Origin of the sequence: Hymenobacter rubripertinctus (genome assembly GCF_003583925.1) — a bacterium.
GTDB classification, from domain to species: Bacteria; Bacteroidota; Bacteroidia; order Cytophagales; family Hymenobacteraceae; genus Hymenobacter; species Hymenobacter rubripertinctus.
This window is the reverse complement of the sequence record NZ_QYCN01000003.1, coordinates 148,277-173,718: the sequence shown is the minus strand read 5'-3', so window position 1 is coordinate 173,718 and position 25,442 is coordinate 148,277. Positions and strand designations below refer to the sequence as shown.

The 25,442-nt window shown below is 60.4% G+C and carries 24 protein-coding genes; 14 read left to right on the top strand and 10 right to left on the bottom strand.

The genetic code is table 11. The features are described 5' to 3' along the window. The first annotated feature begins 46 nt into the window (after positions 1-46). A complete protein-coding gene (locus tag D0T11_RS02940; protein WP_119654292.1) occupies positions 47-733 on the top strand; it encodes a response regulator in 687 nt (228 codons plus the stop codon). A 39-nt stretch (positions 734-772) separates the two neighbouring features. Here D0T11_RS02940 and D0T11_RS02935 read toward each other — a convergent pair whose 3' ends face one another. From D0T11_RS02935 to D0T11_RS02920, 4 genes are all read right to left on the bottom strand, one after another. Continuing rightward, positions 773-1,519: an SDR family NAD(P)-dependent oxidoreductase gene (locus tag D0T11_RS02935; protein WP_119654291.1), complete on the bottom strand. Its 747-nt coding sequence runs from the start codon at positions 1,517-1,519 to the stop codon at positions 773-775. 123 nt (positions 1,520-1,642) lie between these two features. After that, complete coding sequence (gene porT / locus D0T11_RS02930) at positions 1,643-2,461, bottom strand: type IX secretion/gliding motility protein PorT/SprT (protein ID WP_119654290.1); 819 nt, start codon at positions 2,459-2,461, stop codon at positions 1,643-1,645. After that, positions 2,410-3,138 (bottom strand): bifunctional demethylmenaquinone methyltransferase/2-methoxy-6-polyprenyl-1,4-benzoquinol methylase UbiE, encoded by a 729-nt coding sequence (gene ubiE / locus D0T11_RS02925; RefSeq protein WP_119654289.1) that lies wholly within the window; start codon positions 3,136-3,138, stop codon positions 2,410-2,412. The genes porT and ubiE overlap by 52 nt, the downstream gene beginning before the upstream one ends. A gap of 129 nt (positions 3,139-3,267) precedes the next feature. Further along, on the bottom strand, positions 3,268-5,481 hold the full coding sequence (locus D0T11_RS02920) for an OmpA family protein (protein ID WP_119654288.1): 2,214 nt from the start codon (positions 5,479-5,481) through the stop codon (positions 3,268-3,270). Between the two features lie 518 nt (positions 5,482-5,999). On the opposite strand from D0T11_RS02920, the gene yihA reads away from it, so the two are divergent. The 3 genes from yihA (at position 6,000) to D0T11_RS02905 (ending at position 7,825) form a co-directional block, all read left to right on the top strand. Then, the gene (gene yihA / locus D0T11_RS02915) at positions 6,000-6,617 is read left to right on the top strand and encodes a ribosome biogenesis GTP-binding protein YihA/YsxC (protein ID WP_119654287.1); all 618 of its coding nucleotides are present in this window, start codon (positions 6,000-6,002) and stop codon (positions 6,615-6,617) included. Positions 6,618-6,692: 75 nt separating this feature from the next. After that, positions 6,693-7,127 carry an energy transducer TonB gene (locus D0T11_RS02910; protein ID WP_119654286.1) on the top strand — a complete coding sequence of 145 codons (435 nt, stop codon included), beginning with the start codon at positions 6,693-6,695 and terminating at the stop codon, positions 7,125-7,127. A gap of 86 nt (positions 7,128-7,213) precedes the next feature. Then, the gene (locus D0T11_RS02905; protein ID WP_119654285.1) at positions 7,214-7,825 is read left to right on the top strand and encodes a DUF5606 family protein; all 612 of its coding nucleotides are present in this window, start codon (positions 7,214-7,216) and stop codon (positions 7,823-7,825) included. Between the two features lie 123 nt (positions 7,826-7,948). Here D0T11_RS02905 and fbp read toward each other — a convergent pair whose 3' ends face one another. Beyond that, on the bottom strand, positions 7,949-8,992 hold the full coding sequence (gene fbp / locus D0T11_RS02900) for a class 1 fructose-bisphosphatase (RefSeq protein ID WP_119654284.1): 1,044 nt from the start codon (positions 8,990-8,992) through the stop codon (positions 7,949-7,951). A 158-nt stretch (positions 8,993-9,150) separates the two neighbouring features. Here fbp and D0T11_RS02895 point away from each other — a divergent pair, with 158 nt between their 5' ends. From D0T11_RS02895 to rsgA, 6 genes are all read left to right on the top strand, one after another. After that, positions 9,151-10,410: an aspartate kinase gene (locus D0T11_RS02895; RefSeq protein WP_119654283.1), complete on the top strand. Its 1,260-nt coding sequence runs from the start codon at positions 9,151-9,153 to the stop codon at positions 10,408-10,410. A gap of 152 nt (positions 10,411-10,562) precedes the next feature. Further along, on the top strand, positions 10,563-11,342 hold the full coding sequence (locus tag D0T11_RS02890; protein WP_119654282.1) for an enoyl-CoA hydratase-related protein: 780 nt from the start codon (positions 10,563-10,565) through the stop codon (positions 11,340-11,342). Between the two features lie 247 nt (positions 11,343-11,589). Continuing rightward, the gene (locus tag D0T11_RS02885; protein WP_182888216.1) at positions 11,590-12,081 is read left to right on the top strand and encodes a Fur family transcriptional regulator; all 492 of its coding nucleotides are present in this window, start codon (positions 11,590-11,592) and stop codon (positions 12,079-12,081) included. Between the two features lie 143 nt (positions 12,082-12,224). Then, complete coding sequence (locus D0T11_RS02880) at positions 12,225-12,863, top strand: peroxiredoxin (protein WP_119654280.1); 639 nt, start codon at positions 12,225-12,227, stop codon at positions 12,861-12,863. A 241-nt stretch (positions 12,864-13,104) separates the two neighbouring features. Further along, positions 13,105-14,349 carry a 3-deoxy-D-manno-octulosonic acid transferase gene (locus tag D0T11_RS02875; RefSeq protein ID WP_119654279.1) on the top strand — a complete coding sequence of 415 codons (1,245 nt, stop codon included), beginning with the start codon at positions 13,105-13,107 and terminating at the stop codon, positions 14,347-14,349. 218 nt (positions 14,350-14,567) lie between these two features. Then, positions 14,568-15,494, top strand: coding sequence for a ribosome small subunit-dependent GTPase A (gene rsgA, locus D0T11_RS02870; RefSeq protein WP_119654278.1), 927 nt, complete (start codon positions 14,568-14,570; stop codon positions 15,492-15,494). Between the two features lie 99 nt (positions 15,495-15,593). On the opposite strand, the gene D0T11_RS02865 is transcribed toward rsgA, so the two are convergent. Continuing rightward, entirely contained in the window at positions 15,594-16,241 is a 648-nt protein-coding gene (locus D0T11_RS02865) for a fasciclin domain-containing protein (RefSeq protein WP_119654277.1), read from the bottom strand. A 168-nt stretch (positions 16,242-16,409) separates the two neighbouring features. On the opposite strand from D0T11_RS02865, the gene D0T11_RS02860 reads away from it, so the two are divergent. Continuing rightward, entirely contained in the window at positions 16,410-16,871 is a 462-nt protein-coding gene (locus tag D0T11_RS02860) for a peptidylprolyl isomerase (protein ID WP_119654276.1), read from the top strand. Between the two features lie 161 nt (positions 16,872-17,032). Then, a complete protein-coding gene (locus D0T11_RS02855) occupies positions 17,033-17,293 on the top strand; it encodes a hypothetical protein (protein WP_119654275.1) in 261 nt (86 codons plus the stop codon). A 257-nt stretch (positions 17,294-17,550) separates the two neighbouring features. On the opposite strand, the gene D0T11_RS02850 is transcribed toward D0T11_RS02855, so the two are convergent. From D0T11_RS02850 to D0T11_RS02840, 3 genes are all read right to left on the bottom strand, one after another. Beyond that, the gene (locus tag D0T11_RS02850) at positions 17,551-18,123 is read right to left on the bottom strand and encodes a helix-turn-helix domain-containing protein (RefSeq protein ID WP_119654274.1); all 573 of its coding nucleotides are present in this window, start codon (positions 18,121-18,123) and stop codon (positions 17,551-17,553) included. Positions 18,124-18,650: 527 nt separating this feature from the next. Further along, positions 18,651-18,881 (bottom strand): hypothetical protein, encoded by a 231-nt coding sequence (locus D0T11_RS02845; RefSeq protein ID WP_119654273.1) that lies wholly within the window; start codon positions 18,879-18,881, stop codon positions 18,651-18,653. Positions 18,882-18,985: 104 nt separating this feature from the next. Next, complete coding sequence (locus D0T11_RS02840) at positions 18,986-19,255, bottom strand: hypothetical protein (RefSeq protein ID WP_119654272.1); 270 nt, start codon at positions 19,253-19,255, stop codon at positions 18,986-18,988. A gap of 180 nt (positions 19,256-19,435) precedes the next feature. Here D0T11_RS02840 and D0T11_RS02835 point away from each other — a divergent pair, with 180 nt between their 5' ends. Both D0T11_RS02835 and D0T11_RS02830 read left to right on the top strand, forming a co-directional pair. Then, positions 19,436-22,579 carry an Eco57I restriction-modification methylase domain-containing protein gene (locus D0T11_RS02835; protein WP_119654271.1) on the top strand — a complete coding sequence of 1,048 codons (3,144 nt, stop codon included), beginning with the start codon at positions 19,436-19,438 and terminating at the stop codon, positions 22,577-22,579. Between the two features lie 233 nt (positions 22,580-22,812). Further along, entirely contained in the window at positions 22,813-23,373 is a 561-nt protein-coding gene (locus D0T11_RS02830; RefSeq protein ID WP_119654270.1) for a transposase, read from the top strand. A gap of 317 nt (positions 23,374-23,690) precedes the next feature. On the opposite strand, the gene D0T11_RS02825 is transcribed toward D0T11_RS02830, so the two are convergent. Next, positions 23,691-25,226 (bottom strand): sigma 54-interacting transcriptional regulator, encoded by a 1,536-nt coding sequence (locus D0T11_RS02825; RefSeq protein WP_119654269.1) that lies wholly within the window; start codon positions 25,224-25,226, stop codon positions 23,691-23,693. Positions 25,227-25,442 lie beyond the last annotated feature (216 nt).

The following is a 25,442-nucleotide window of genomic DNA, read 5'->3' as shown; positions in this document are numbered from 1 at the left end:
GGATGGTCCGGCCGCTGCACCACCCGCTTCACTGCTCTGCTACCTGATGAGTTGCCACCTGCTGATTGTTGATGACCACCCTACACTGGCCCAGGGCTTATCCTCCCTGCTGAGCCAGGAACCGGACCTGACCGTGGAGGGCCTGTTTGCCAGCGGAGAGGCGCTGCTGGGCTTCCTGGCCCAAACGCCCCCCCCTACTGCCGACCTGGTTCTGCTCGACCTCTACCTGCCGCCCCCCCTTGATGGGCTGACCCTGCTGCCGCAATTGCGCCGCGAGTGGCCCGGCCTGCGGGTGCTGGTTTTCAGCAGTGCCTCGTCGGCGGTGCTGGTGAGCCAGGTGGCGGCGGCCGGGGCGCACGGGTTTCTGGATAAGTCGGCCGAGGCCCGGGTGCTGCTGGCTGCTATCCGGGCCGTGCACACCGGCCAGCTGGTGTTTCCGGGCCGGATTCGGCCCCGCCCCCTGCCCGGCGCCGCCCTGCCCGAGCGCCTTGCCCCGGCCGGAAGCACGCCGGGAGTAGTCGCCGCCGATGTCCTGCTGCGGCTGCGGCAGCTCTCGGCCCGCGAGCGGGAAGTCATCCGGCTCGTGCGCGAAGGTCATTCGAGCCGGGCCATTGCCGGACAGTTGTCGTTGGCGGAGCTGACGGTAAGCACCCACCGACGCAATATTCTGCACAAGCTTGGCTTGCGCGGCATGGCGGAGCTCATCAGCTTTGCCCACGAGCACGGCTTGTAAGCCCACCCGGGCCACCTGAACACTACCCGGGGCCGGGGGCTACTCCTTGCGAATCGTGGTGGCGGCTCCCTGGGCAGCGGCCAGAATCAGCACCTCGGCCACGTTGACGTGGGCCGGGCGCGTGACCATGAACACGATAACCTCGGCAATATCCACCGCCTGCAGCGGCTCGAAGCCCTTATACACGTCTGCGGCTCGTTGCATATCGCCTTTGAAGCGCACTTCCGAAAACTCGGTTTGCACCGCGCCCGGATTTACCTCGGCCACTTTAATGTGGTGGGGCAGCAAATCCAGGCGCATGCCTTTGGTAAGCGAGGCCACAGCTGCCTTGGAGGCGCAGTACACGTTGCCGTTGGCGTACACCTCGTGCCCGGCCACGGAGCCGATGTTGATGATGTGGCCGGCATTACGGCGCGTCATGGAGGGCAGCACGGCCTGACTCACGTAGAGCAGCCCTTTCACGTTGCTGTCCAGCATATCATCCCAGTCCTGAGGGTCGCCGCGCTGAATGGGACCCAGCCCGTGGGCATTGCCGGCGTTGTTGATGAGCACGTCCACCTCCGCAAACGCGGGGGGCAGGCTTTGCACGGCCGCGTCGACGGCCGCCCGGTCGCGCACGTCGAATGTGAGCAGCTGGGTGGGTACGGGGTGCAGCGTGCGGGCCAGCTCCTCCAGCCGTTCCCGCCGCCGCCCGGTAAGCACCAGTTGGTAGCCGGCCTGGGCCAGCGCCACCGCCGTAGCCCGCCCGATTCCCGAAGAAGCGCCCGTAATGAAAGCCGTTTTCATACTGAGTAAGTAGTCTTGCCAGTCCGACGCAGGAGGAATCTGCCTCAGCTTGTAAAGACGATAGTGTTCAATGAATTGACCCAGATTCCTCCTGCGTCGGAATGACAGTGCACCTGCCTTCCGCTACCGTCCCGACCAGATGTTGAGGTAGAGCGTAACGGTGTTACTTCTCAGGCTTCGCAGGTTGCGGCTGTACACGTCGGTGCCGGGCACGTAGAGGTTGGTCAGGCCGTGGGAAAAGCGCAGCTCAGGCGAAAACTTGAAGAACGGATAGAACAGGTCCATGCCCACGCCATATTCCAGGGCCACGTCGGAGCTGCCGGCCCGCAGCAGGTTCACCTCGGGGTCTTTGCGGCGGCCACCGATGTTGAAGCTCGGCTTCACGCCCGCAATCAGGTACACCCGCGAGTTGCGCCGCCGCTCCGATTTGAGCTTGAACAGAATCGGGAAATCCACCTGGGTGCTCCCGATTTCCTGGTCCTCAATCTCGGCCGGATCGTTGGGATGCGTGTCGGTATTCTGCCGGTAACCATAGGGCTTAAACTCGATGCGCCGCGTCAGAAAGCTCACGCCGGGTGCCAGGTTGAGCGCGCCGTAGCTACCCAGCCGGAAGTCGCCCAGAAAACCCACCGAGAAGCCCGGACTCACCACCGAATTGGCCGATAGCTCGTTTTCAAAGCCCTTTGCCCGCTCAATTTTATAGCGCGAGAAATTGGGGGCCACGTACATGCCCAGGTGCAGCCACCGGTCGTCGTAGCCCGGCAGGTTGTTCACCGTCACCGATTTTACCGCGCCGTTGCTACCCCGGGAGGCTTTGCTGAAGCTTTTTTTCTGCGCCTGAGCACTCAGGGGCAGAAGCAGACCCGCCAGCGCTGCCAGGGTCAGGTGCCTTATTTTTGCGCCGTGTAAATGGAGCTGATGCCGAAGGTGAGTGGTTGCCATGCAGGGGAAGAAAAGCCAACTTTACGCAGAATCGCCAAAAAATCCGGACCGTCCGGAAATGCCTGCACCGATTCGGGCAGGTAGGTATAGGCGGCGCGGTCCTTGGAAATGAGCTTGCCGAATACGGGCAGAATGTTTTTGAAGTAGAAATTATACGCCTGCTTCATGGGGAAGGCCGTAGGCTTGGAGAATTCCAGGACCACCATTTTGCCCCCCGGCCGCAGTACCCGGTACATTTCGGCCAGGCCCTTTTCCAGGTTCTCAAAGTTACGCACCCCAAACGAGGCCGTCACGGCATCGAAGTGGTTGTCGGCGAAGGGCAGATTCTCCGAGTCGCCCAGTTCGAGCTGAATCCGGTGGCCCAGCCCTTTGCGGGCCAGCTTGCGCCGCCCCACCTCCAGCATCCCCTCCGAAATATCAACGCCCGTAATCTGCGCGTCGGGGGTGGCGGCCCGCAGCGTTTCGATGGCAAAATCGGCCGTGCCGGTGGCAATATCCAGAATGCGGGCCGGCCGCAGCTGCTGGAGCTCGTTCACGGCCTTGCGCCGCCAGTAGATGTCCGTGCCCGCACTCAGAAAGTGGTTCAGGAAATCGTACTTGCCGGCAATGCTGTTGAACATCTGGGCCACCTGCGACTTTTTGCCGGCGGCGTCGTCTTTGTAAGGTACTACGGACATACTGCGGAGAGCGAAGAACGGGGAATCTCGGGTAAAATTGCCCAAATAGAACGGCCGGCTCGCTATTAAGTTAAAAAAAAACGGGTCGGGCACAGAGCCCGACCCGTTTTTAGCGGGGACCAACGATGCTTAGTCGTTGTCAGTCTTCACTTTGACCTTGTTGCCCTCCGCGTCTTTCGCCTTCGCGTCGATGGTGCCGTCCTTGGTTACCGTCTTGCTCTTCGAGTCGTCGGCCCCTTTGGTTTTCACCTTCACTTTGTCGCTGTCCTCGTCTACCTTGGTTTTCACCTTAGTACCGTCTTCGAGCTTCACTTTGCTCTTGCCGGGCTGCAACGGAACCGTCGAGCGGGTACCAGTATTCATCGGGGCCATGCCCGATTTCATCGCCGGCGACGAGTTGGTTGCTCCGGAAGCCGGCTTGTTCATGATCGGCATCGATTCGCCTTCCTTCACAATCACGCGGAAGTCGGTGCGGCGGTTCAGCTGCATGTTCTCCGGCGAATCGTTCGGGGCTACCGGACGACGCTCGCCGTAGCTCACGGTCACCATCCGGGTTTCGGCAATGCCGGCCTTCTTGAGGAAGTTGTACGCTACGTTGGCGCGGTTCTGCCCGAGTACGATGTTGTACTCATCCGTGTTCCGCGAGTCGCAGTTACCCTCAATCGAGATGTTGATGCCGGGGTTAGCCTTCAGGATTTCCGTGATTTTGTTCAGCTCCGTAATCGACTCCGGCCGTAGTTTAAACTTGTCGGTATCGAAGTAAATTGGGTTGATAGCCAGGGCCGGACCCGCTGGATCGACGTAATCCACGTAGAAATTCTTCTCAATGGTCGTCGAGTCGTTCGTGGAAATCGGAACGGCAAACTCCTGGGTTTCGATGTTCTTCCCGTCCTTGCTCACGGCTACCTGATACGTCCGGCCCGAGAGCACGTTTACCTGGTATTCGGCCGAGAAGGGCTTGGTCACGTCGCGGTAGCTCAGCGCCGTTTTGTCGGCCTGCGTTCCGCTGAAGACCAGTTCCGCGCCGGGAATAGCCGTGCTGTCGCGGCTCGAAAGCACGCGGCCCCGGATGATGGCGTTCTTGATGTAGTTGATGGTGTAGATGTCCTTCTCCCCGTAGCCGCCAATGCGGTACGACGAAAGGTAGGCGTACGAACCATCCGGGCTCAGGCGGTAGTACGTGTCATCGTCGGGCGTGTTGATGGGGTAGCCCATGTTCTCAGCCCGGCCCCACTTGCGGCCCACCGAGTCGTACTCCGACTTGAAAATATCGTAGCCGCCCATCGTGTTGTGGCCGCGCGACGAGAAGTACATCGTTTTGCCATCCCGGCTCAGGTACGGGCTATCATCGTCGTAGGCCGTGTTAATGGCCGAGCCGATGCTTTTGGCCGGTCCCCAGTCGCCGCCGGGTACGCGGGTGGAGTAGTAAATGTCGAGCGTGTTGTCTTCCGAGTACTTGCTGGTCGAGAAGTAAATCGTCAGGCCATTGGGCGTAATGTAGGCGTCGGATTCAAACGCTGGTGTGTTGATGTTCTTGTTCAGCTTTTTCGGGTCCGTCCAGTCTGCCCCCGACTTCTCCGAATACAGGATGTCCCCGTTTTCGTCGTTGCGGTACATGAGCAGTTTGGTGTCGTTGTCGAACACCTGAATGGAGGCATCGTGCCCTTTGCCGTTGAGCACGCCGCTCAGCGAACGGGGCTTCTCCCAGTTCTCATCGTCGATGCGCGTGGCCTCGTAGATGTTTTCGTAGTACTGCCCGTCGGCGGCAATCTTGTTCTTGTCCTTGGTTTTGCCATCGGCACTCACGGCCGGGGCATTGCTCATGTTGTCGGAGCGGGAAGTAAAGAGCAGGACTTTATCGTCGTTGGAGATTACCGGGCTGTGCTCCGACCATTGGGTATTAATCGTCGGCCCCAGGTTTTTTACAAAAATGTCCTTGGGGCTGTTGAACTGCACCTTGGCATTCTTGCTGTGCTGGATCAACTGGGCCAGTTCCTTCTTGCGGGAATCCTTGCTTTTAAGCGAGGCGTTGTAGGCCTGGAAGTGCGTAATGGCTTCGTCGAAGTTGTAGTTCAGGTGATCCACCCGGCCCAACCAATACTCCACGTCCTTGGACACGTTCTTCTTCAGGCGCTGGGCCTTGTAGATATAGTCGCTGGCTTTTTCTTTGTCGAATGACATATAGGCAATACCGGCCCGGAACAATGCCTGAGCGTTGTTGGGGTCTTTAGCCAGCACCTGTTCGTAGAACGGTAATGAAGCGCGGTAATTCTCTTGTCCAAAGAACTTGTTGGCCGTTTTTAGCTGCTGGCGAGTGCTCTGAGCCAGGGCAGGCTGGGCCATAGCAGCCGTAAGCGCGAAGGCGCACGAGGCTTTCAATAACCTTCTGACTAAGTTGTCCATTGTTGGAGGGGTTAGGGAAATAAGGAGTTGCAAAGGAGGAAAAGAAGCACCGGACGCCAGTTGCGCGGGCTAGTTTTTGAGAGTTGCCTCTTATACTGAAAACCCGCTTCAGGGTTGAGCTAGACCGCGCAAAAACCGAAGGCACAACGCGAAAAAAGGACGTTTTCCTTCTGGTTCCGAACCGGAATTACCAACCTGAAGCAGGGGATTTAGCGAGCAAAGATAGAACTTTTATAATACGGACTTAGTCGCATCCAATTTGGTAAAACGGGTGAGATAGCCCATCGGGGGTACTGAAAGAAAGGCTGACTCGCGGGGGTTCGTGCTCTTTTGCCGCCCGAACCAGACGCACAAATATAGCTCGCCTCCGTAAACCGCAAGGTTTTTCTTCAAAAAATCATGATTTCCAACCTCACCCGCCGAATATCTACCTTTGCTGCTCAGTTTAGCTTGACAACATGCATATTCAGGACGCGAAGTTTTTGATGAGTAATTCCCGGGTGGAGGAATGCCCCCCCCCTACGTTGCCGGAATACGCCTTTATCGGGCGTTCCAACGTGGGCAAGTCTTCCCTCATTAATATGCTCACCAACCAGAATGGGTTGGCCAAAACATCTTCCCAACCCGGTAAAACCCAGCTAATCAACCACTTTATTGTCAACAATAATTGGTATCTGGTTGATTTACCCGGCTATGGCTACGCCAAGATCAGCAAGGATGCCCGGATAAAATGGGCGCGCATGATTAATTATTATTTGCGCAAGCGGGAGAACCTGACGTGCGTATTTGTTCTGGTCGACTCGCGTCATTCGCCCCAGGCGGCCGACCTGGAATTTATGGAACAATTAGGCAGTGAGGGAATTCCGTTCGTGATGGTATTTACCAAAGCCGATAAACAGTCGGGCTCGCGCACCACGCAGAATGTGGTGCAGTATCTGGAGAAAATGCAGGAAACCTGGGACGAGCTGCCGCGCCACTTCGTGACGTCGGCCGAGCAGAAAACGGGCCGGGAGGCCGTGCTGGAGTTCATCCAGGAAATCAACCAGCAAATCGCCCAGGCTCCCGACAATGCGTAAATTGGCTTCGTTCTTGTGTGGCTGAGCCGGGATTTTCCCGTCTTCTGTTCCTGCTACGTATCACTGCTGCTCCCCATGAAAAAAACTGTTCTTCTCCTCAGCTTCGCCCTGTTGGCCGCCTCCGGCTCGGCCGTGGCCCAGAAAACCAAGATCAAGATAAAAACCGACGCCCCCGCTCCGGAAGCCGCTGAAGACGAGGCGGCTCAGGAAGGCCCCAAAGCCGGTAAAACCATTCCGATAGCCGAGTATTACGAGGGCGGCCAGGACGCCATGTATGCCTTCATCAATGAGGAGCTCAAGTACCCCGTTATGGCGCGGCGCAACCGTATTCAGGGCCAGTGCATTGTGAGTTTCACCCTGAATACGGACGGCACCATGTCGGGGGTGAAGCTGGTGAAGCAGATTGGCGGCGGCTGCGGCGAGGAGGCCCTGCGCGTGGTGCGGCTGCTCAAATTCAACAAGCCCGATTACGCCATCCTTACCAGCCTGCCCATCGCCTTCAAGCTTTAGCGGCGCTTTAGTCGCGCGCGCCGGCCTGGTAGCCAAAGCCGTTCCGGCTCCGTACCTTCGTTCTTTCCAACCACTGCTTTCTTCCTATGCCCTACGACCTGAAGGAAATTGCCGCCATCAGCGGAATGCCCGGTCTGTACCGCCTCGTGAAACCCACCCGCGCCGGTGTTATCATCGAAGCCCTCGACGAGAAGGGCACCCGTTCCGTGGCTTCGGCCCGCAACAAGGTGTCGCTGCTCCAGGAAATTTCCATCTATACCCAGGACTACGACCAGACGGTGCCGCTCAGCGAGGTATTCGACCGGATTCAGCAGCAGCATGGCTCCGGCCTGGCCCTGACCCACAAATCGGATGAGCGCGAGCTGACGGCCCTCATGGAAGGCATCATGCCCGACTACGACCGGGAGCGGGTGTACCTGTCCGACATCAAAAAGCTGGTGCAGTGGTACCACGTGGTGAGCAAGGCCCTGGATTACCAGGCCCCGGCCCCCGATGAGGCCGACGCCCCCACCGATGCCGCCGCCGCCCCGAAGAAAGCCGCCCCGAAGAAAGCCGTTCAGGCGGACGAGCCCGGTGCTGATGAGGCCATGAGTACGGCTGGCATTATTCCGGCCGCTGAGGAAACCAATGCCGCCGGCAACCCCGAAGCTGCCGACGCCAAACCGGTTAAGAAAACGACCAAGAAGAAGGCCGAATAGCGTTCTTCTTCGTTTCCCTTCCCAACAAGAACGGGCGGCCCAGATGGGCCGCCCGTTCTTGTTGGGGAGAAGCACCACCCGTTCCGCAAAATGGACTTGGGCGGTACAGGCGTTAGGCAGCCACTAGCGGCTTTCCTGCTCGCCGTTGAGCACGGCGGCCCGGGCGAAATCGGCCGCCAGGAACTCCTCTACCTTGTTGACCAGCTCCGGTGAGCCGATGAACACCGGGCAGCGCTCGTGCATTTCGGTAGGTTCCAGCTCCAGGGTGCGGCGGCGGCCGTCGCTGGATTTGCCTCCGGCCTGCTCCACGATGAACGCCAGCGGGTTGCACTCGTACATGAGGCGCAGTTTGCCCTTGGGGGATTTCTTGGAAGCCGGGTACATATAGATACCGCCCTTGAGCAGGTTGCGGTGGAAGTCGGCCACCAGCGAGCCAATGTAACGGGCCGAGTAGTTTTGCTCTTTGCAATGGGCCACGAAGCCTTTCATGCCCTCGGTAAACGACTCCGACAGCCCCTCATTGACGGAGTAGACCGTGCCCGAGGGGGGCGTCTGGATGTTGGGGTGGGACAAGAAAAATTCCCCCAGGGAAGGCTCGTAGGTGAACCCGTTCACGCCGTTGCCGGTGGTGTACACCATCATGGTGCTGGAGCCATAAATTACGTAGCCGGCTGCCACCTGGTGGGTACCCGTCTGGAGGCAGTCCTGGGCCGTTCCCTCGCTGCCGGTCGGCGAAACGCGGCGGTAGATGCTGAAGATCGTGCCGATGCTCACGTTCACATCAATGTTGCTGGAGCCGTCGAGCGGGTCGATGGCTACCACGTACTTGCCCTGCACGTTGCCGGTCTGGATCATCTCGTCGTCTTCCTCCGAAATGATGGTGCACACCTCGCCCCCGTTGCGCAGGGCCCGGATAAAGCGGATGTTGGCAATCACGTCGAGCTTCTGCTGGTCCTCGCCCTGCACATTGCGGTTGCCGTAGGCCCCGGCAATGTCGATGAGGCCGGAGCGGTTGATTTCGCGGTTCACGATTTTGGCCGCCAGGGCAATATCGCGCAGCAGTTGGCTTAGCTCCCCGGTGGCGTAGGGGAAGTCTTCCTGCTTGCGCATGATGAAGCGGTCGAGGGTAGTACCTACGGGCAGCGCCAGCTTGTCGTGATTAGTCATAGAGTGAGGAGGGTGGTAAGATACGGGGTGGGAAAGACCAAAAGTAACCAATTCGCGGGAGCCCCGGCGAAATTTCGCTCAGGTTTTTACGGTATCGTTTGGGAACCGGGCCGGGCCGAAGTAGGGAGCAAGCGCCACTTGGCCCTACATTTGGGGCCATGCAGCAAGCGCAGTCCCTTCGGATTTACAAGTTTGGCGGCGCGTCGGTGAAGGACGCGGCCGCAATTCGCAACCTCTCGCGCATCGTGCGGGCGTACGGCGGACCGGGGCCACTGGTGGTCGTGGTGTCGGCGATGGGCAAGACCACCAACGCCCTGGAGGAGCTCTACCAGCTGGCCCACGCCGGCCAGGACTACGCGGCCCCGCTGGCCCGCCTGGGGGCCTTCCACCAGGCCGTGGCCGCTGACCTGGCCCTGGCTGCCGACCTGCTCACCGACCTGCTCACCCAGCTTGAGGACCGGCTGGCCACTCTGCTGCCCGCCGACTTCGACAGGCAGTACGACCAGGTGGTGAGCTTCGGCGAGTTGCTGGCGACGCGCATCGTGGCGGGCGCACTCCAAGCCCGGTGGCTCGACTGCCGCCCCCTGATCCGCACCGACCACACCTGGCGCGAGGGCCGCCTGGACTGGCCCACCACCGAGCGGCTGCTGCGGGCGGCCCTGCCGGCGGCGGTGCTGGCCGAGGGGCCGGTAGTGACGCAGGGCTTCGTGGGCGGCACGGCCAGCGGCGCTACCACTACGCTGGGCCGGGAGGGCTCCGATTTTACGGCTGCCATTCTGGCTTACTGCCTGGGGGCCGGGTCGGTGACGATCTGGAAGGACGTGGCGGGCCTGCTCAACGCCGACCCCAAGATTTTTCCTGACACGGTACGCTACCCGGAAATCAGCTACCAGGAAACCATCGAAATGGCCTACTACGGGGCCTCCGTCATTCACCCCAAAACCATTAAGCCCCTGGCCGTACGCGGCATTCCGCTGCTGGTTAAGTCGTTTCTGGAGCCCGACGCGGAAGGAACGCGCATCCACGACTGCCGCCACGGGCTGCTGGTGCCCGCGTTCATCCGCAAAACCGAGCAGTGCCTGGTGTCTTTCGAGTCGAAGGAGCTGGACTTCATTTCGGAGGAAAACCTGGAAGTCATCTTTGGGGCGCTGGCCCAGGTGCGGCTCAAAATCCGGCTTATGCAGAACTCGGCCATCAGCTTCTCGGTCTGCACCGATTTTTCGGCCTACCGCCTCCAGCGGCTGCTGGAACTGCTGCGCGGGCAGTTCACGATTCACTACAACACCGGCCTGGAGCTCTACACCATCAAGAACTACGACGCGGCCAGCATCCGGCGCCTTACTGCGGGCCGGGAGTTGCTGCTGGAGCAGCGCACCCGCCAGACGTTTCAGTTCGTGTGCCGGGGCGGGGCGGGTTGATGGTTTGGGCGTAGCGACGCATCTTTGCGGCTCGGCGCTGCACGGCTCACGCAGGCGCACCTGCGCGGCCCGGCATTCACCCACCCTGGCCTATCGACGCCGCGCCGCGCAAGTGCGCCCCGGCATTCCCCCACCCGATTCCCCCCCTACTTATGACTCCCGAATTCATCCTCGTAACGCCCCAGGCCCGGCCCCAGGTGGCCCTGATTCAGCTCAACCGGCCCAAGGAGCTCAATGCCCTCAACCTGCAACTCATGCAGGAAGTAGCCGCCGCCCTCAAGGCGCTCGACCAGAACCCCGAAGTGCGCGTGATTGTGCTGGCGGGCAGCGAGCGGGCCTTTGCCGCCGGCGCCGACATCAAGCAGATGGCCGGGCGCACCGCCATTGATATGCTGCTGATCGACCAGTTCAGCATCTGGGACCAGATCCGGCGCACTACCAAGCCGCTGATTGCCGCCGTTTCGGGCTTTGCCCTGGGCGGGGGCTGCGAGCTGGCCATGACGTGCGACCTGATTGTGGCCTCGGAAACGGCCCAGTTCGGGCAGCCCGAAATTCGCCTTGGCACCATGCCGGGCGCGGGCGGCACCCAGCGCCTGACGCGGGCCATCGGCAAGGCCCGGGCCATGGAAATGGTGCTCACCGGCCAGTCGATTTCGGCCCGGGAAGCAGCCCAGCACGGCCTCGTGAACCGGGTGGTTCCGGTGGGCCAGTTCCTGGAAGAAGCCTTCCGCCTGGCCCACAGCATCGCCCAGATGTCGCCGGTAGCGGCCCGGCTGGCCAAGGAGTCCATCAACCGCGCCTTCGAAACCCACCTCGATGAAGGCCTGCACTTCGAGCGCAAAAACTTCTACATGACCTTCGCCTCCGAGGACCAGAAGGAAGGCATGGCCGCCTTCGTGGAGAAGCGCAAGCCCGATTTCAAGGGCAAGTAAGAACGGGAAAGCCGTCCGGAACCGTCTGTCATCCTGAGCGGAGCGAAGGACCTTATTACCCGTGAATGACCGTAACAACGACTCGTTCACGCGGGATAAGGTCCTTCGCTGCGCTCAGGATGACAGACGGTTTTATTTAACCCGCCCCGCGCTTCCCACCAGAAAATCACGCATTCCGGCCGGCCGGGAAACATTTTTGCGCACGAAGGCCTTATGTGCTTACCTTTGCGGAGAATTTTTCTTACCTGTGCACGCTTCTCATACCCCCGTTTTCCCGGCTCCCACGCCCGAACCGCTGCCGCAACGGCTGGCCCGGGTGGGCCTGCGCGCTACCCGCCAGCGGGTGCTGATTCTGGATGGCCTGCTGACGCTGCCCGGCCACCCCACCGCCGAGCAGGTGCACCAGCACGTAACGCGGCAGGTGCCGTCTATTTCGCTGGGCACCGTGTACAAAACCCTGGATTCGTTCGTGGCCGCCGGCCTCACGCGCCGGGTAGCCTCGGCCGAAGGCTCGTCCCGGCGCTTCGACGCCGACTGCACGGAGCACCATCATTTGTTCTGCACCAACACCCAGGAAATCATTGATTACTGCGACCCCCAGCTCGACGCGCTGATCCGGGACTTCTTCGCCACCAAGGGCCTGCCCGATTTTCAGCCCCGCTCCTTCTCCCTGCACATTACGGGCGACAAGGTGACGGGGCCGCAGCTCCGCGCCGACGAGCCGCCATCGGCCGGCTGACGCAGCGGGGCGCGTTGCTTTCAACCCCATCACCCTGACTGCTGCGGGAAGCTGTTCCCGGCGGCCGGATGATACTGGCTTATAGTGGCCCACTTGAGCCGCTTCAGTAACTCACCTTTTTTTTACCCATCTTTTTTTGATCCATGGCAGTTCTCGTAGGCAAACGTGCCCCTTCTTTCAAAGCTACGGCCGTTATCGACAGCGAATTCGAGGAGGATTTTTCGCTTGACCGGTACCTGGGCAAGAAGCACGTCATCTTCTACTTCTACCCCGCTGATTTCACGTTCGTGTGTCCCACCGAAATCATTGCGTTTCAGGATCGGCTGGCCGATTTTGAGGCCAAGGGCGTCGCTATTGTCGGCTGCTCGACCGATACCCACTTCTCCCACTTCGCCTGGCTGCAAACCGCCCGCGACAACGGCGGCATTGAGGGCGTAACCTATCCGCTGGTGGCCGACGCCACCAAAACCATTGCCGCCAACTACGACGTGCTCGGCGGCCATTACGACTACAACGAAGCCGGCGAAATGACCTTCGTGGGCTCGCCCCTGGCCTACCGCGGCCTGTTTCTGATCGACAAGGACGGCATCGTGCGCCATCAGGTAGTCAACGACGGGCCGCTGGGCCGCAGCATCGACGAGGCCATGCGCATGGTGGATGCGTTGCAATACTTCGAGGAGAAAGGCGAAGTGTGCCCCGCCAACTGGGAAGAGGGCAAGGAGGCCATGCACGCCACCCGCGAAGGCGTAGCCAACTACCTGGGCAAGCAGGCCGCCCAGTAGGCCGGCAGCAAGTTGGCAAGTGGGGGAGGATAGAAGTAAGCCAACGGACCCTACTGGAATGGCAGGACCTGAGCGCCCTTCCCAGCTTTGCAACTCTTCCGCTTTATCACCCCAAAAAGCCTCTGCCCCACCGGGTGGAGGTTTTTGGTTTAAGAGTGAGGGGAAGACCGTACTTTTGCCCTCCCGCCTTTTCGCGCCGCGACCCGGCCCCTTCGTTCTAAGCCCTAACGACGACTACCTCTTGCGCTTTCTGTATTCCCTGGGTCTGCACCTCTACGCCTGGCTGCTGCGGCTGCTGGCCCCCTTCGTGCCCAAGGCGGCCCGCTGGACGGCCGGCCGGCAGGGGCTGCTGGGCCGCATCCAGGGCGAGCTGCGCCCCGAAACGGCCCCGCTGGTGTGGTTTCACTGCGCCTCCCTGGGCGAGTTTGAGCAGGGCCGGCCGCTGATGGAAGCCTACCTGGCCGACCACCCCGACCATAAGCTGGTGCTCACCTTCTTCTCGCCCTCGGGTTACGAGGTGCGCCACAACTGGCCCGGCGCGGCCTACGTGTTCTACCTGCCCCTGGATACCGCCGCCCACGCCCACGCCTTTCTCGACGCGGTGCGGCCCGAGCTGGCCGTGTTCGTGAAGTACGAGTTCTGGTACTACTTCCTCACCGAACTGCACCGCCGCCAGATTCCGACTATCTGCGTGTCGGCTATTTTTCGGGCCGACCAGGTGTTTTTTCAGCCCTGGGGTGGTTTCTTCCGCCGGATACTGGGCTGCTTCACCCACATCTTCACCCAGAACCAACGCTCGGCCGACCTGCTCCGCCAGGCCGGCATCGGCCGCGTAAGCGTGGCCGGCGACACCCGCTTCGATACGGTGGTGCAGACGGCCTCGGCCCCGCCCCGCTCCCTGCCCCTGATCGACGCCTTCACCGACGACTGGCACCCGGTGCTGATTGTGGGCAGCAGCTGGCCCGAGGATATAGCCATGCTCACGCCCCTGCTCCGCCAGTACCAGAACGAGCTGCGCTTCATCGTGGCTCCCCACGAAATCAATGAGCCCAGCCTGCGCCTGGTGGAAGCCATCCTGCCCGGCCGCGTAACGCGCTACTCCCAGGCCCGGGCGGATACGGTGGCCCAGGCCCGGGTGCTGCTCATCGATAATGTGGGCCTGCTCAGCCAGCTCTACCGCTTCGGCCACTTTGCCTACGTGGGCGGCGCTTTTGGCAAGGGCCTGCACAACACGCTCGAAGCCGCTGCCTTCGGCCTGCCCCTGTTCTTCGGCCCCACTTACCACAAGTTTCAGGAAGCCGAAGACCTGGTGGCTCTGGGCTGCGCTTTCTCCGTTGCCTCCGCCGAGGAACTGCTCAAGGTGTTCGGGGGCCTGTACCACCGCGAAGAAGCCCGCCTCCAGGTTCAGGACCTGAGCCTCGACTACGTGCACGACCACAGCGGGGCCACCCGCACCATTATGCGCTGGATTGCGGCCAATGCGTGACGGAGTGACTCGGTGAAGGAGTGATAGAACTGTCACTCCTTCAGTTGGCGGCGCCCACGCGCAGTTGAGAAGGAGACTACACCAATTCATTATTGCAGCGGTAAGATCCTTCCCGTTGCGCAGGTCAGAGGCAGGATGAGCGTACCTTTATTTATCGTTGCACTCCTTCATTCACCGGGTCACTCCTTCACCGAGTCACTCCTTCACCCATTCACCTTGTGACCGGAATCATTGTTAAATCGACGGGCTCGTGGTACGTGGTGCGCGAAACGGGCTCGGGCCAGCTGCACCGCTGCCGCCTGCGGGGCAAGTTCAAAAACCAGGGCCTGAAGGTGAGCAACCCGCTGGCCGTGGGCGACCAGGTGGAGTTTACGGTGGAGCAGCAGACGGAGGGCGCGGGCGTGATTCACCATATTGCGCCCCGCCGCAACTACATTATCCGGCGCTCGGTCCACAAAACGGAGCACGCCCACATCGTGGCCGCCAACCTCGACCAGGCCCTGCTGGTGGTCACGCTGGCTTCGCCGGCCACTTCGTTCGGGTTCATCGACCGGTTTCTGGTCACGGCCGAAGCCTACCAGATTCCCGTCACCCTGCTCTTCAACAAAACCGACCTCTACGACGAGGACCTGGCCGATTATCAGGACCAGATTCTGACCATGTACGCCCGCGTGGGCTACCCTGGCCTGCGCTGCTCGGCCCACTCGGGCGAGGGCGTGGCCGCTATTGATGGCCTGCTCGACGGCCGGGTGTCGTTGCTCTCGGGCCACTCGGGCGTGGGCAAGAGCACGCTCATCAACGCCTTGGTGCCCGATCTGGACCTGAAAACGGCCGAAATCAGCCAGTTTTCCGACAAGGGCGTGCACACCACCACGTTTGCCGAAATGCTGGAGGTGCGCCCCGGCACCTACCTCATTGATACGCCCGGCATCAAGGAGCTGGGCCTCGTGGATATGAAGGCCGGGGAGCTGGCCCACTACTTCCCCGAAATGCGCGCCCTGCTCAACCAGTGCCGCTACCACAACTGCCAGCACCTGCACGAGCCCGGCTGCGCCGTGCGCGAGGCCGTGGACAAGGGCCGCATTGCCCTGCCCCGCTACGACAGCTACGTGAGTATGCAGCAGGCCGACGACAACCGGAAGTGAGAAGTGGTACGGGCTCTCGCCGCAGCCTGGCTTTCTATCCTGCAACAAAAAACCCCGGCGCTAACGCAGCCGGGGTTTTTTGTTGCAGGAACGGGCCGTTTACTTGCCCAGGGGCAGGATAACCGCATCGATAACGTGGGTGACGCCGTTGCTGGAAATTACGTCGGCAATCTGCACGGTGGCGGGCGCGTCCTGGCCGTTGCCAATCATCACCACGCCGTCCTTCACCATTACCTTCAGCTTCTCACCGTTCACGGTGGTCAGCTCCTGACCGTCCTTGAGGTCCTGGGCCACGAGGCGGCCCTGAATAACGTGGTAGGTGAGCACGCCGGCGAGCTTGTCTTTGCTTTCGGGCTTGAGTAGGCCGGCCAGTGCGCCGGCGGGCAACTTATCGAAGGCGGCGTTGGTGGGCGCGAAAACGGTGAACGGACCGGGGCCGCTGAGCGTGCCATCGAGGCCGGCAGCCTGTACGGCTTTCACCAGGGTGCTGACGCTGGAGGCCATCACGGCATTTTGCACAATGGTTTTGTCCGGCGTCATGGCCACGCCATCCACCATCACCCCTTCGGGCTTGCCCATGCGGGCATCATCGGCCATCATGGCCGTGGAATCGACGGTGGGCGCGGTCATGGAATCGACGCTGGCATCGGCTTGTTCGGAGTTGCCGTCGCCGCAGCTGGTCAGGCCGAAGCCGAGCGTAGAGGCGGCAAGAAAGGCGAAGGTGGCCGAACGAAGGGTCTGGTGCATAAGAAGCAGAAAGTGGTGAAAAAAAAGTGAACTGGTGTTGGTAAGCTTACGAACCGCCCCCGCGTCCGGATGTTTGGCCGCCCGCAAAATGGCTACCTTTGCCCGCCGGCCCACCCGCCGGTCGGCCCGGCCCGTACGGGTAGCCGTTCCACCCTTTTTCCAGCACCGATGAAAACAGCTGAAATCCACACCAGTAAAGGCGTAATGAAAGTGGAGTTCTACGAAAAGGACGCTCCCAACACCGTGAAGAACTTCACCGACCTGGCCGAGAAAGGCTTCTACGACGGCCTGAAGTTCCACCGCGTTATCCCCAACTTCGTGATTCAGGGCGGCTGCCCCAACTCCCGCGACGGGGCCAAGGGCGCGCCCGGCACCGGCGGCCCCGGCTACAAAATCGACTGTGAGCTCAACGGCGAGCACCAGTACCACGAGCGCGGCGCCCTGAGCATGGCCCACGCCGGCCGCAACACCGGCGGCTCGCAGTTCTTCATCGTGCACTCGCGCGACAACACCGCCCACCTCGACCGCAACCACACTGTGTTCGGCAAAGTGGTGGAGGGCCTCGACATCATCGAGCAGATCAAGGCCAACGACGAAATCGAGAAGATTGTAGTGGGCGAGCAGGCCTAACCGACCGGCCGGCTCCGGCTGCCGAAGGCCTCCCGCAGCTCCGGCTGCGGGAGGCCTTTTTATTGGCCCGTTGCCCCGCCCCGGCACAACTCGCCCGCAGGTGCCGCGTAAGAACAGGCAGAATGGTTTCTTCCCGAAACCACGCTTCACACTCCCTTCTTATGAAAAAGTCCAACACTGCCCGCTTGTTCCTGTCGCTTACATTTGGTACGGCCCTGCTGCTGAGCAGCGGTTGCGCCGCTTTCAAATCCGACATGGATTCCAGCAACCCCGTTATTGCCGCCCAGGCCCAGCGCATCAGCGACCTGCGCAACCAGATCAACGACCAGGACCGCCTGGTGGAAACCGAGAAAGCCAAGCTCAAATCCCTGGAATACCAGCTCAAGAGCGCCGAGCAGGAGCTCAAGGCCCGCAAGATGTAAGGCGGTGAACTTCTCCCAGAAAACGCCCGTCCGGTAACCCCGGGCGGGCGTTTTTTTTTGCGCCCCATATCCCCCCGCAGAGGGGTTCCCACAAGGCGGGGGAAGCGCGCACACAACGGTTTTGCGAACGGTGTGCCCGGTAGGTAGAGACGCCTCTTTGCATCTCGGCGTTGAAGAACGATACCGTTGGTGCGGCGCGGATGAGCTACACGCAAGCACGCGGCTCTACGGCCTGAGCGCCCTGTGCCCGGCAGTGACTATAGCAGCGCCTGCAACCCGGCAGCTTCCGTTTCCAGCGCCGCCAGGCGCAGGCGCAGCAGGTGGTAGCGGGCGGCTTCCTCGGCATCGTGCAGGGTGGCCTGGGCCTGCGCTTGGTGGGCCAGCAGCCACTGCCGGGCGCGGGCGGCCTCGGCGGGCGGCACCAGCACCTCGGCCGGCGCGGGCGCCGCCAGCAGGCCCGGCAGCACGGCCAGCCAGCGCCGGGCCGCCGCCTGGGTGGCGGCCCATTTCTTTAACTCCCGCCGCAGCTTCGCGGCGTGGTGCTGGCAGTAATCGAGGCGGGCTTCCAGGGGTCCGGGCGCGGGCGCGCCGGGCGGGGCCAGCTCGGGCTGCGGGGCCGCCGGCCGGGCCGGGCCAGCGGCGGGTAGCAGCACCGCCAGCGGACTCAGGCGCAGCAGCAGCGGGCTGGTAAGGCTGCGGCGGCCGGCTTCGATGTCGGCCACGTAGGGGCGGCTGATGCCCAGGTAGGCGGCCAATTCCTGCTGTTCTAGGCCAAAATACGTCCGCACTTGGGCGAAGAGCGTGGTAGAGGGAATGGACTTACGCGGCATAGCGAATGCGTTTTTGCAGCTTATTTTTCAAAATATAAATAATATGCTGCAAAAAATTCTCGGATAGCTTTCCGCTATAAAAAGCCCCAACCGCACCGGCAGTTGGGGCTTACAAAAACAGCTAGCAGTATGGGCCAGCTACTCGGAACTACTAGATGACTCGGGTAACGGCGGCGTTGACCAGCCCGATTGCGCTTTGCGGGTAAAGCGGGCAGCAGCTGCACTTCGCTCTCTCCGTAAGGTAGGGTCAGCTTCCAACTCTTCCGCTTCGCGGCGCATCGTGAGCACATGCCGGAGCGAAATGAGATGTAGCCGGTCGGCGCGGGTTAGGGGTTGACCGCTGCTCAAAAAATCACTTAGCAACTGAATGTAGGAATTGAGCAGTGGTCCCCGGGCATGGGTCAGGCCGGCATCGAATAGCAACCCGGCTACTGCGGGAGCCGAGGCCACAGTGGGCGACGTCGTAGCCAATTCGGCTTGAATTGCGGGCGTATCGAGTAGGGTAAGTGACATAGTGGCAACAGACTTTACAGTTCGTCTAACGTGATGCGCGTATAGTCGCGTTCCTTATTCGGGCTCAGCACATCTTCTACCGCCAACACATCAAAACGAGTTTGAGGCGAGAAAAGAACTTCGTATTCATTTTGCCCTGGGGCTAGGCCGTGAATCCCGTATTTGGCAACCGCCTCAATGAGACGACCACTCTTGGATTGGATAACAAATAAACAGTTTTTGCCAGTAGTGCGCAAAAACTGCATGGCTACGCTGTTTTTAAGACTGGCTGATAGAAATGCCGGCCAATGAACGGGAGTACCTGTTTGGGCACAATCGTGGTAAAATTGCAGCTCGGCCGGCCGCAACATTACTCCGCTAAAAGCCTCCCCACATGCGGAGGCAGCTTGCTCAATACTGCTGCCAAGCCCTGGCCAAAAGCGGCCAGCGGCGCAGTAGGATTACCGTGTAAGCCAGCGTTCAGTGCATCGTAACCATCTTCCGTGTAATGGTATACCAACGCCTTCTCGGCTGAGGTTAGCTCGGGGTGGGCGGTGGCGTAGCCGCCGTTTTGTACGATGCGCAGGGCTTCGGGCAGGCGTTTAGTCACATAATTGTGCGTAGTAGTATTGCGACTCATAGAGGTATCGTGATAGGCTAAACATAGACTTAAAAAATATATACACCCCTCAACCCAATAACTGGCGAGGGAAAGGCTATACGGAATGCTGGGAGAAACAGTTCGATGAAAGCGTTTTTCCTTTGAGCAGGCCAACCCTTTCCGTGCTACCTTCCGGTCCTCTTTTAGCCTTTACTATCCATGCCCGAGTTGTTACCGCTGTTTCCGGCCGCCGAGCTGCCCGCTCCCTTTACCCGATTTGCCCCCGCCACGGCCCTGCCCGACTTTGCCGAACGCGTGCGCCACCTGCGCCACTGGCAGCAGGCCATTAAGGACCGCTACGTGCACGACCGCAAGGAGGAAGTGCTCCAGGCCGAGTTCCTGAACCTGCTGTTCGGGCAGGTGCTGGGCTACGAGTACCAGGCCACCACCCACCGCCAGTTGGAGCTGGAGCTCAAAACCCTCACCGACGGCACCAAGCCCGACGGGGCTCTCGGCGACTTCGTGCGCGTGCCCAGCGGCGGACTGGGCGGGCCGGTGCGGGCCGTGGTAGAACTGAAAGATGCCCGCACCGCCCTCGATGCCAAGCAGCGCCGCAGCAGCGGCGGCCGCGCCGAAACGCCGGTGGAGCAGGCCTTCAGCTACCCCAGCAAGTACGGTGCTACCTGCCGCTGGGTGCTGGTGTCTAACTTTGTAGAGCTGCGCCTGTACGCGGCCAACGACCAGCTCCGGGCCGAGGTATTCAACCTCGAAACCCTGCCCGACGACGAGGCCCAGCTCCGGCGCTTTTTTGCCCTGCTGCTGCCCGCCCACCTGCTGCCCCCCGCCGGCCGGGCCGAGGCCCCCCTCGATGAGGCCCTGCACCAGCGCCAGCAGGAAGAAACCAAAATCACGAAAGCCTTTTACAAGGACTACCGCGCCGCCCGCCGCCAGCTGCTTGACCACCTGATTGAGCAGAACCCCGACGTGGCCCCGCTGGAGCTGCTGGCCCATACCCAGAAGCTGCTGGACCGGGTGATTTTCGTGTGCTTCTGCGAAGACAAGAACATCATCCCGCGCCACACCTTCCGCCGCCTGCTCGATGCCGTGCGCCAGAACGTGTTCGACCCCGCCGACGACAAGGTGTACCGCACCGTGCGGGGCCTGTTTCAGAGCATCGATAAGGGCAACCCCCTGGCCGGCATCAACCGCTTCAATGGGGGGCTGTTTGCCGAAGACCCGGCCCTGGATGCCCTCCGCATCAAGGACCGCACCCTCACGCCGGTTATTCAGCTGGAGCAGTACGACTTTGCCTCCGACCTGAATGTGAACATCCTGGGCCACATTTTCGAGCAGAGCCTCTCGGACCTGGAGCAGGAGCGCGCCCGCCTCAGCGGGGAGGCCCACAACCCCAAAAAGGGCAAGCGCAAGCAGGACGGCATCTTTTACACCCCCGAGTACATCACGCGCTACATTGTGCGGCAGGCGGTGGGCGGCTGGTTGCAGGAGCGCCGCCAGGAAGCCGGCCTCGATGCCCTGCCCGAGCTCACCGACGACGACCGGGCCAGCATCCGGATTGGTACCGGCAACCGGCTGGTGCAGCCCACGGCGCGGGTGCAGCGGCACATGGCGGCCTGGGAGCAGTACGGGCAGCGCCTGGAAGGCATCCGGGTGCTGGACCCGGCCTGCGGCTCGGGCGCTTTCCTCAACGAGGCCTTCGGGTATCTGCTGCGCGAGGGCGAGCAGGTAAACCGGGAGCTGGCCGGGCTGCGGGCCGGGCAGTACAAGGTGTTCGACTTCGACCGCCACATTTTGCAGCACAACCTCTACGGCGTCGACCTCAACCCCGAGTCGGTGGACATTACGCGCCTGAGCCTGTGGCTGCAAACCGCCAACCCCGGCAAGCCCCTCACCTCCCTCGACCACAGCATCCGCTGCGGCAACTCCCTCATCTCCGACCCCGCCGTAGCCGGCGACCGCGCCTTCGACTGGCCAACCGCCTTCCCGGAAGTATTCGCGCAGGGCGGGTTTGACGTGGTGATTGGGAATCCGCCGTATGTGAGAAGCCGCGGTTTGTTCTCAAGTGAGGAGAAGAGATATTTAAGCAATACTTATGCAACTGCCTCTTATCAGCTCGATTTATATAAGCTATTTATCGAAAAATCATTAAATATCATACACAACAACGGCTATGTATCTTTTATAACCCCTAGCGCTTTTCTGGTTAATGACAATGATGCACAACTGCGGCACTACCTAATATTTAAACATACTCTAATTAGTCTAACATTTCCTACCAATAAAGTCTTTCAAGATGCCGAAGTCAAGACTGTTATTTTCAACATTAAAAATAATACAGAAGAAAGTAATACAATATCGTTTTACGATATAGACGAAAGTAGCACAACCAGCAACAAGAGTATACACACATCAACCCTGAAAGATCCTGGGTTCATTATTAACCAGAATAACACTACGGAAACGAATGAAATAACCGATAAAATTAGCAAACATCCAGCCCTATCGAACTACCACGAGGTGAATAGTGGTATGAAGGTTAGGAAAGAACTTCTTTTGCCCATTTGCCTTGACAATGATTACAAGCCTTTCATATTAGGAAAAGATATTGGACGTTATACCATAGATAAGCCCGAAACATATGTTCACTATACAAGTGAAAATGAAAAATTGTATTCAAATCAAAGATTTAGAACTAATGAAATATTTGAGCAGCCCAAAATATTAATCAGGCAAATACCTAGTAAATATTATCTAATATCAACAATAGACAAAAACAACATATACACAGATCAAAGTAACTATATAATCTATTCGGAAAAATCACTAAGACTACATTACACATTATCTATCGTTTCATCTAGATTAATCAAATTCTACTTTGATTATGTCTTTTCAGACAACAAAGAAACTTTTCCTAAAATAAAACGCTCACAAATCTTAGAACTTCCCATCCCCAACGCTACCCCTGCCGAGCAACAACCCTTTATCACCGCCGCCGAGGCGTTGCTCTTAGGCCATAAGGAGCTGCACGAGGCGGAGGCCAAGGCGGCGCGGCTGGTGCGGGCCGAGCTGGGGCTGACCCAGGCGCTGAGCGGCAAGCTGGCCCTCAGCCAGCCCTGGCCCACCTGGAGCAAGGCCCTCGAAAAAGCCCTGGGCCGCAAGCTCAGTCTGCCCGAGAAAAGCGAGTGGAGCGACTACCTCACCCAGTTCCAGCAGCAGCAGCAGCAGCGCCGCGCCACCCTCCAGCGCCAGGACGACGCCCTGGATAAATTGGTGTACCAGCTCTACCAGCTCACAGATGCCGAAATAGCCCTGGTTGAAGGCCACCCCGCCCCCGCTGAGTAGCCCACGAAGTTTTGCAGCATATTTTCTGCTTTTTGAAAAATATGCTGCAAAAACCGGCGGGCTGTCTGCGGCATTGGGCAATGTAGAGACGCATCCTTGCGTCTCCCCGTTGAACGGCTCTCCCGAACGATACGATGCGCGCCAGCTGGTAGCCGATGGCCGGTCATACCAACGGCATCGTTCAACGACGAGACGCAAAGATGCGTCTCTACAAGGTTTACATGGAAGCTGCTATGACGGAACCCATTTTATACCAGGGGAAGTACCGGGTGGCCTCGGCCCGGCTGCCGGGCTATGATTACGGGCAGCGTGGTGCTTACTTCGTAACCATCTGCACGGCTGAACGCCAGCCCTATTTCGGCTCGATGGAAGTACCGGCCGGCGACTGGGATGCGGCGTTCGTGCGCCCCTCTATGGTGGGCCAACGGGTGCGGGAAGGCTGGGATGCCATTCCCACTTTCGCGTCATTCGTTACGCTCGATGCCTTCGTGCTGATGCCCGACCATGTGCACGGGGTTCTGCTGTTCGATAAGGCCGAAGACTTGATACCTTCGCTGAGCTATGAAAACCGCTTTGGTCCCCAGCACGCCAATCTGGCCGCCGTACTACGCGGTTTTAAGGCCGGAGTCAGCAGTTTCGCCCGCGCCCAGCAGATGCCTTTCGCCTGGCAACCGCGTTTCTACGACCGAATCGTCCGCTCCGAAAGCGAACTGACCCGCATCCGCGACTACATCCTTACCAATCCCAGCCGTTGGCAGCACGAATGGGACAACGGCGAAGGGCTCTACCGCTGAACGAGGTGCAACACTGCCACCATCAAGCCGTGTAGAGACGCATCTTTGCGTCTCGGCATTGAACGGTTACGGCCGCGCCATTGGGCATATTGCCTTCTCGGGCGATGGCTGCGCGCGGATCGTTCAACGCCGAGACGCAAAGATGCGTCTCTACAGCTGCCAAACGGCCCGCGTACGGTCGCTCGGCAATACTAGGATTGACGGCGCGGCCGTAACCGTTCAACGCCGAGACGCAAAGATGCGTCTCTACAACCGGCAACGCCCCGCGTACCAATCGGTACGCGGGGCGTTTTATCTGTGCGCGACTGAAGCGGCGGTTAGCGGCGGCGGCCGCGCTGGGGCTTTTCGTCTTCGTCCTCGTCGTCATCCTCGTCGCCTTCGCCGAAGCTGGGCATCGTGAACATACTGCTGAGCAGGTCCTTAAACTGGGCGCCGGCGGTGAGGCGGTTGCGCGAAATCAGGCTGTACTCGCTCAGGCCGTGGAGCAGGAATTCCATCAGGAAATAGGTGGCTTCCGCGTCCTCGTTGGGATGCAGCTCCGTCACGATGTCGCGCAGACCGGGCACCTGGTCGAGGGCGGTGCGGTAGTCCTTCGTGCTCAGGTCGTGGAGCAGGTCCACGGTGTGGCCGGCGCCGAACCACTCTTGCACCGTTTTGTAAGGCGAAGGGCGGCCTTTAAGCTTCTTGGCTTTGTCGGGGTCGGGGAAGTAGTTGAGAAACAGCGTGCGGATGGCCTTGCCCATGAGCTTCTCGGCCACAATGCCCGCGCCCTCCTGCTCGCCCTCGTACACCAATTCCACCTTGCCCGTAACGGCCGGCACGGCGGTAATAAAGTCGCTTACGCGCACGTACGTGGTCTTTTCGCCATTGACCAGCGCCCGGCGCTCGGCCCCGGCCACCACCTGCTCGAACGCCGAGATGGTGAGGCGGGCCGACACGCCCGACTTGGCATCGACGAACTCGGAACCCCGGGCCTCGATGGCCACCTGCTCCACGAGGTCGGCGATGATGTCGTTGGTCGTCACCATGCCCCGCTGCGCCTCCTTGATGCGGGCTTCCTGCTGGGTGATGCGCTTGCCGATTTCGATGGATTTCGGGTAGTGGGTGATGATCTGGGCGTCGATGCGGTCCTTGAGGGGCGTCACGATGGAGCCCCGGTTGGTGTAGTCCTCGGGGTTGGCCGTGAACACGAACTGCAGATCGAGCGGCAGACGCACCTTGAAACCGCGAATCTGAATGTCGCCCTCCTGCAGAATATTGAACAGCGACACCTGAATGCGGGCCTGCAAGTCGGGTAGTTCGTTAATCACGAAGATACCCCGGTGGGCCCTCGGAATCAGGCCAAAGTGAATCACCCGCTCATCCGAATACGGTAGCTTGAGCGTGGCGGCCTTGATGGGGTCGGCGTCGCCAATCAGGTCGGCCACCGACACGTCGGGGGTCGCCAGCTTCTCGGTGTAGCGGTCGGCGCGCGGCAGCCAGCTTACGGGCGTGTCGTTGCCTTTCTCGGCAATCAGGTTCTTGGCGAACACGCTCAGCGGCTGCAGCGGGTCGTCATTCAGCTCGGAGCCTTCCACCATCGGCACGTACTCATCGAGCAGGCCAATAAGCAGGCGGGCAATGCGGGTTTTGGCCTGGCCGCGCAGGCCCAGCAGGTTGATGTGGTGACCGGCCAGAATAGCGCGCTGCAACTCGGGAATCACGGTTTCCTCGTAGCCGAAGATGCCGGGAAACACGTCTTCGCCGCTTTGCAGCTTCTTGATAAGGTTGTCGCGCAGCTCCGTTTTCACGGAGCGGGGCTGGTAGCCGCTGGCGCGCAGTTGGCCCAGGGTTCGGATAGTTTCGTGGTTCATGCGGAGACGTAAGGGGAAACCGGTTTCCCGGCTTCATTAACCGGTAAAGGTGGGTGGAGGTTCAGGACAAGTCCGGGCAGCGCTGGATGCAGCTGGTCGGCCGGGGGTAAGTACGGCTGCGTTGCGGAACACAAAATTCAGCCAAAAGCATCGATATGGGCAATTAAAAAGATCATCCTATCAGGCAACGCCGGCCAGCGGGCTTGCATCTGCCAC

Bases quoted from the DNA above. Each gene is read 5' to 3' on its own strand.
- D0T11_RS02830 (WP_119654270.1), top strand. From the start codon at position 22,813: ATGACGGAACCCATTTTATACCAGGGGAAGTACCGGGTGGCCTCGGCC.
- D0T11_RS02920 (WP_119654288.1), bottom strand. From the start codon at position 5,481: ATGGCCCAGCCTGCCCTGGCTCAGAGCACTCGCCAGCAGCTAAAAACG.
- D0T11_RS02855 (WP_119654275.1), top strand. From the start codon at position 17,033: ATGAAAAAGTCCAACACTGCCCGCTTGTTCCTGTCGCTTACATTTGGT.
- D0T11_RS02940 (WP_119654292.1), top strand. From the start codon at position 47: ATGAGTTGCCACCTGCTGATTGTTGATGACCACCCTACACTGGCCCAG.
- D0T11_RS02845 (WP_119654273.1), bottom strand. From the start codon at position 18,881: ATGCAGTTTTTGCGCACTACTGGCAAAAACTGTTTATTTGTTATCCAA.
- D0T11_RS02850 (WP_119654274.1), bottom strand. From the start codon at position 18,123: ATGCCGCGTAAGTCCATTCCCTCTACCACGCTCTTCGCCCAAGTGCGG.
- D0T11_RS02840 (WP_119654272.1), bottom strand. From the start codon at position 19,255: ATGAGTCGCAATACTACTACGCACAATTATGTGACTAAACGCCTGCCC.
- D0T11_RS02895 (WP_119654283.1), top strand. From the start codon at position 9,151: ATGCAGCAAGCGCAGTCCCTTCGGATTTACAAGTTTGGCGGCGCGTCG.
- D0T11_RS02865 (WP_119654277.1), bottom strand. From the start codon at position 16,241: ATGCACCAGACCCTTCGTTCGGCCACCTTCGCCTTTCTTGCCGCCTCT.
- D0T11_RS02890 (WP_119654282.1), top strand. From the start codon at position 10,563: ATGACTCCCGAATTCATCCTCGTAACGCCCCAGGCCCGGCCCCAGGTG.
- D0T11_RS02825 (WP_119654269.1), bottom strand. From the start codon at position 25,226: ATGAACCACGAAACTATCCGAACCCTGGGCCAACTGCGCGCCAGCGGC.
- ubiE (WP_119654289.1), bottom strand. From the start codon at position 3,138: ATGTCCGTAGTACCTTACAAAGACGACGCCGCCGGCAAAAAGTCGCAG.
- D0T11_RS02860 (WP_119654276.1), top strand. From the start codon at position 16,410: ATGAAAACAGCTGAAATCCACACCAGTAAAGGCGTAATGAAAGTGGAG.
- fbp (WP_119654284.1), bottom strand. From the start codon at position 8,992: ATGACTAATCACGACAAGCTGGCGCTGCCCGTAGGTACTACCCTCGAC.
- yihA (WP_119654287.1), top strand. From the start codon at position 6,000: ATGCATATTCAGGACGCGAAGTTTTTGATGAGTAATTCCCGGGTGGAG.
- D0T11_RS02905 (WP_119654285.1), top strand. From the start codon at position 7,214: ATGCCCTACGACCTGAAGGAAATTGCCGCCATCAGCGGAATGCCCGGT.
- D0T11_RS02935 (WP_119654291.1), bottom strand. From the start codon at position 1,519: ATGAAAACGGCTTTCATTACGGGCGCTTCTTCGGGAATCGGGCGGGCT.
- D0T11_RS02880 (WP_119654280.1), top strand. From the start codon at position 12,225: ATGGCAGTTCTCGTAGGCAAACGTGCCCCTTCTTTCAAAGCTACGGCC.
- D0T11_RS02835 (WP_119654271.1), top strand. From the start codon at position 19,436: ATGCCCGAGTTGTTACCGCTGTTTCCGGCCGCCGAGCTGCCCGCTCCC.
- porT (WP_119654290.1), bottom strand. From the start codon at position 2,461: ATGGCAACCACTCACCTTCGGCATCAGCTCCATTTACACGGCGCAAAA.
- D0T11_RS02910 (WP_119654286.1), top strand. From the start codon at position 6,693: ATGAAAAAAACTGTTCTTCTCCTCAGCTTCGCCCTGTTGGCCGCCTCC.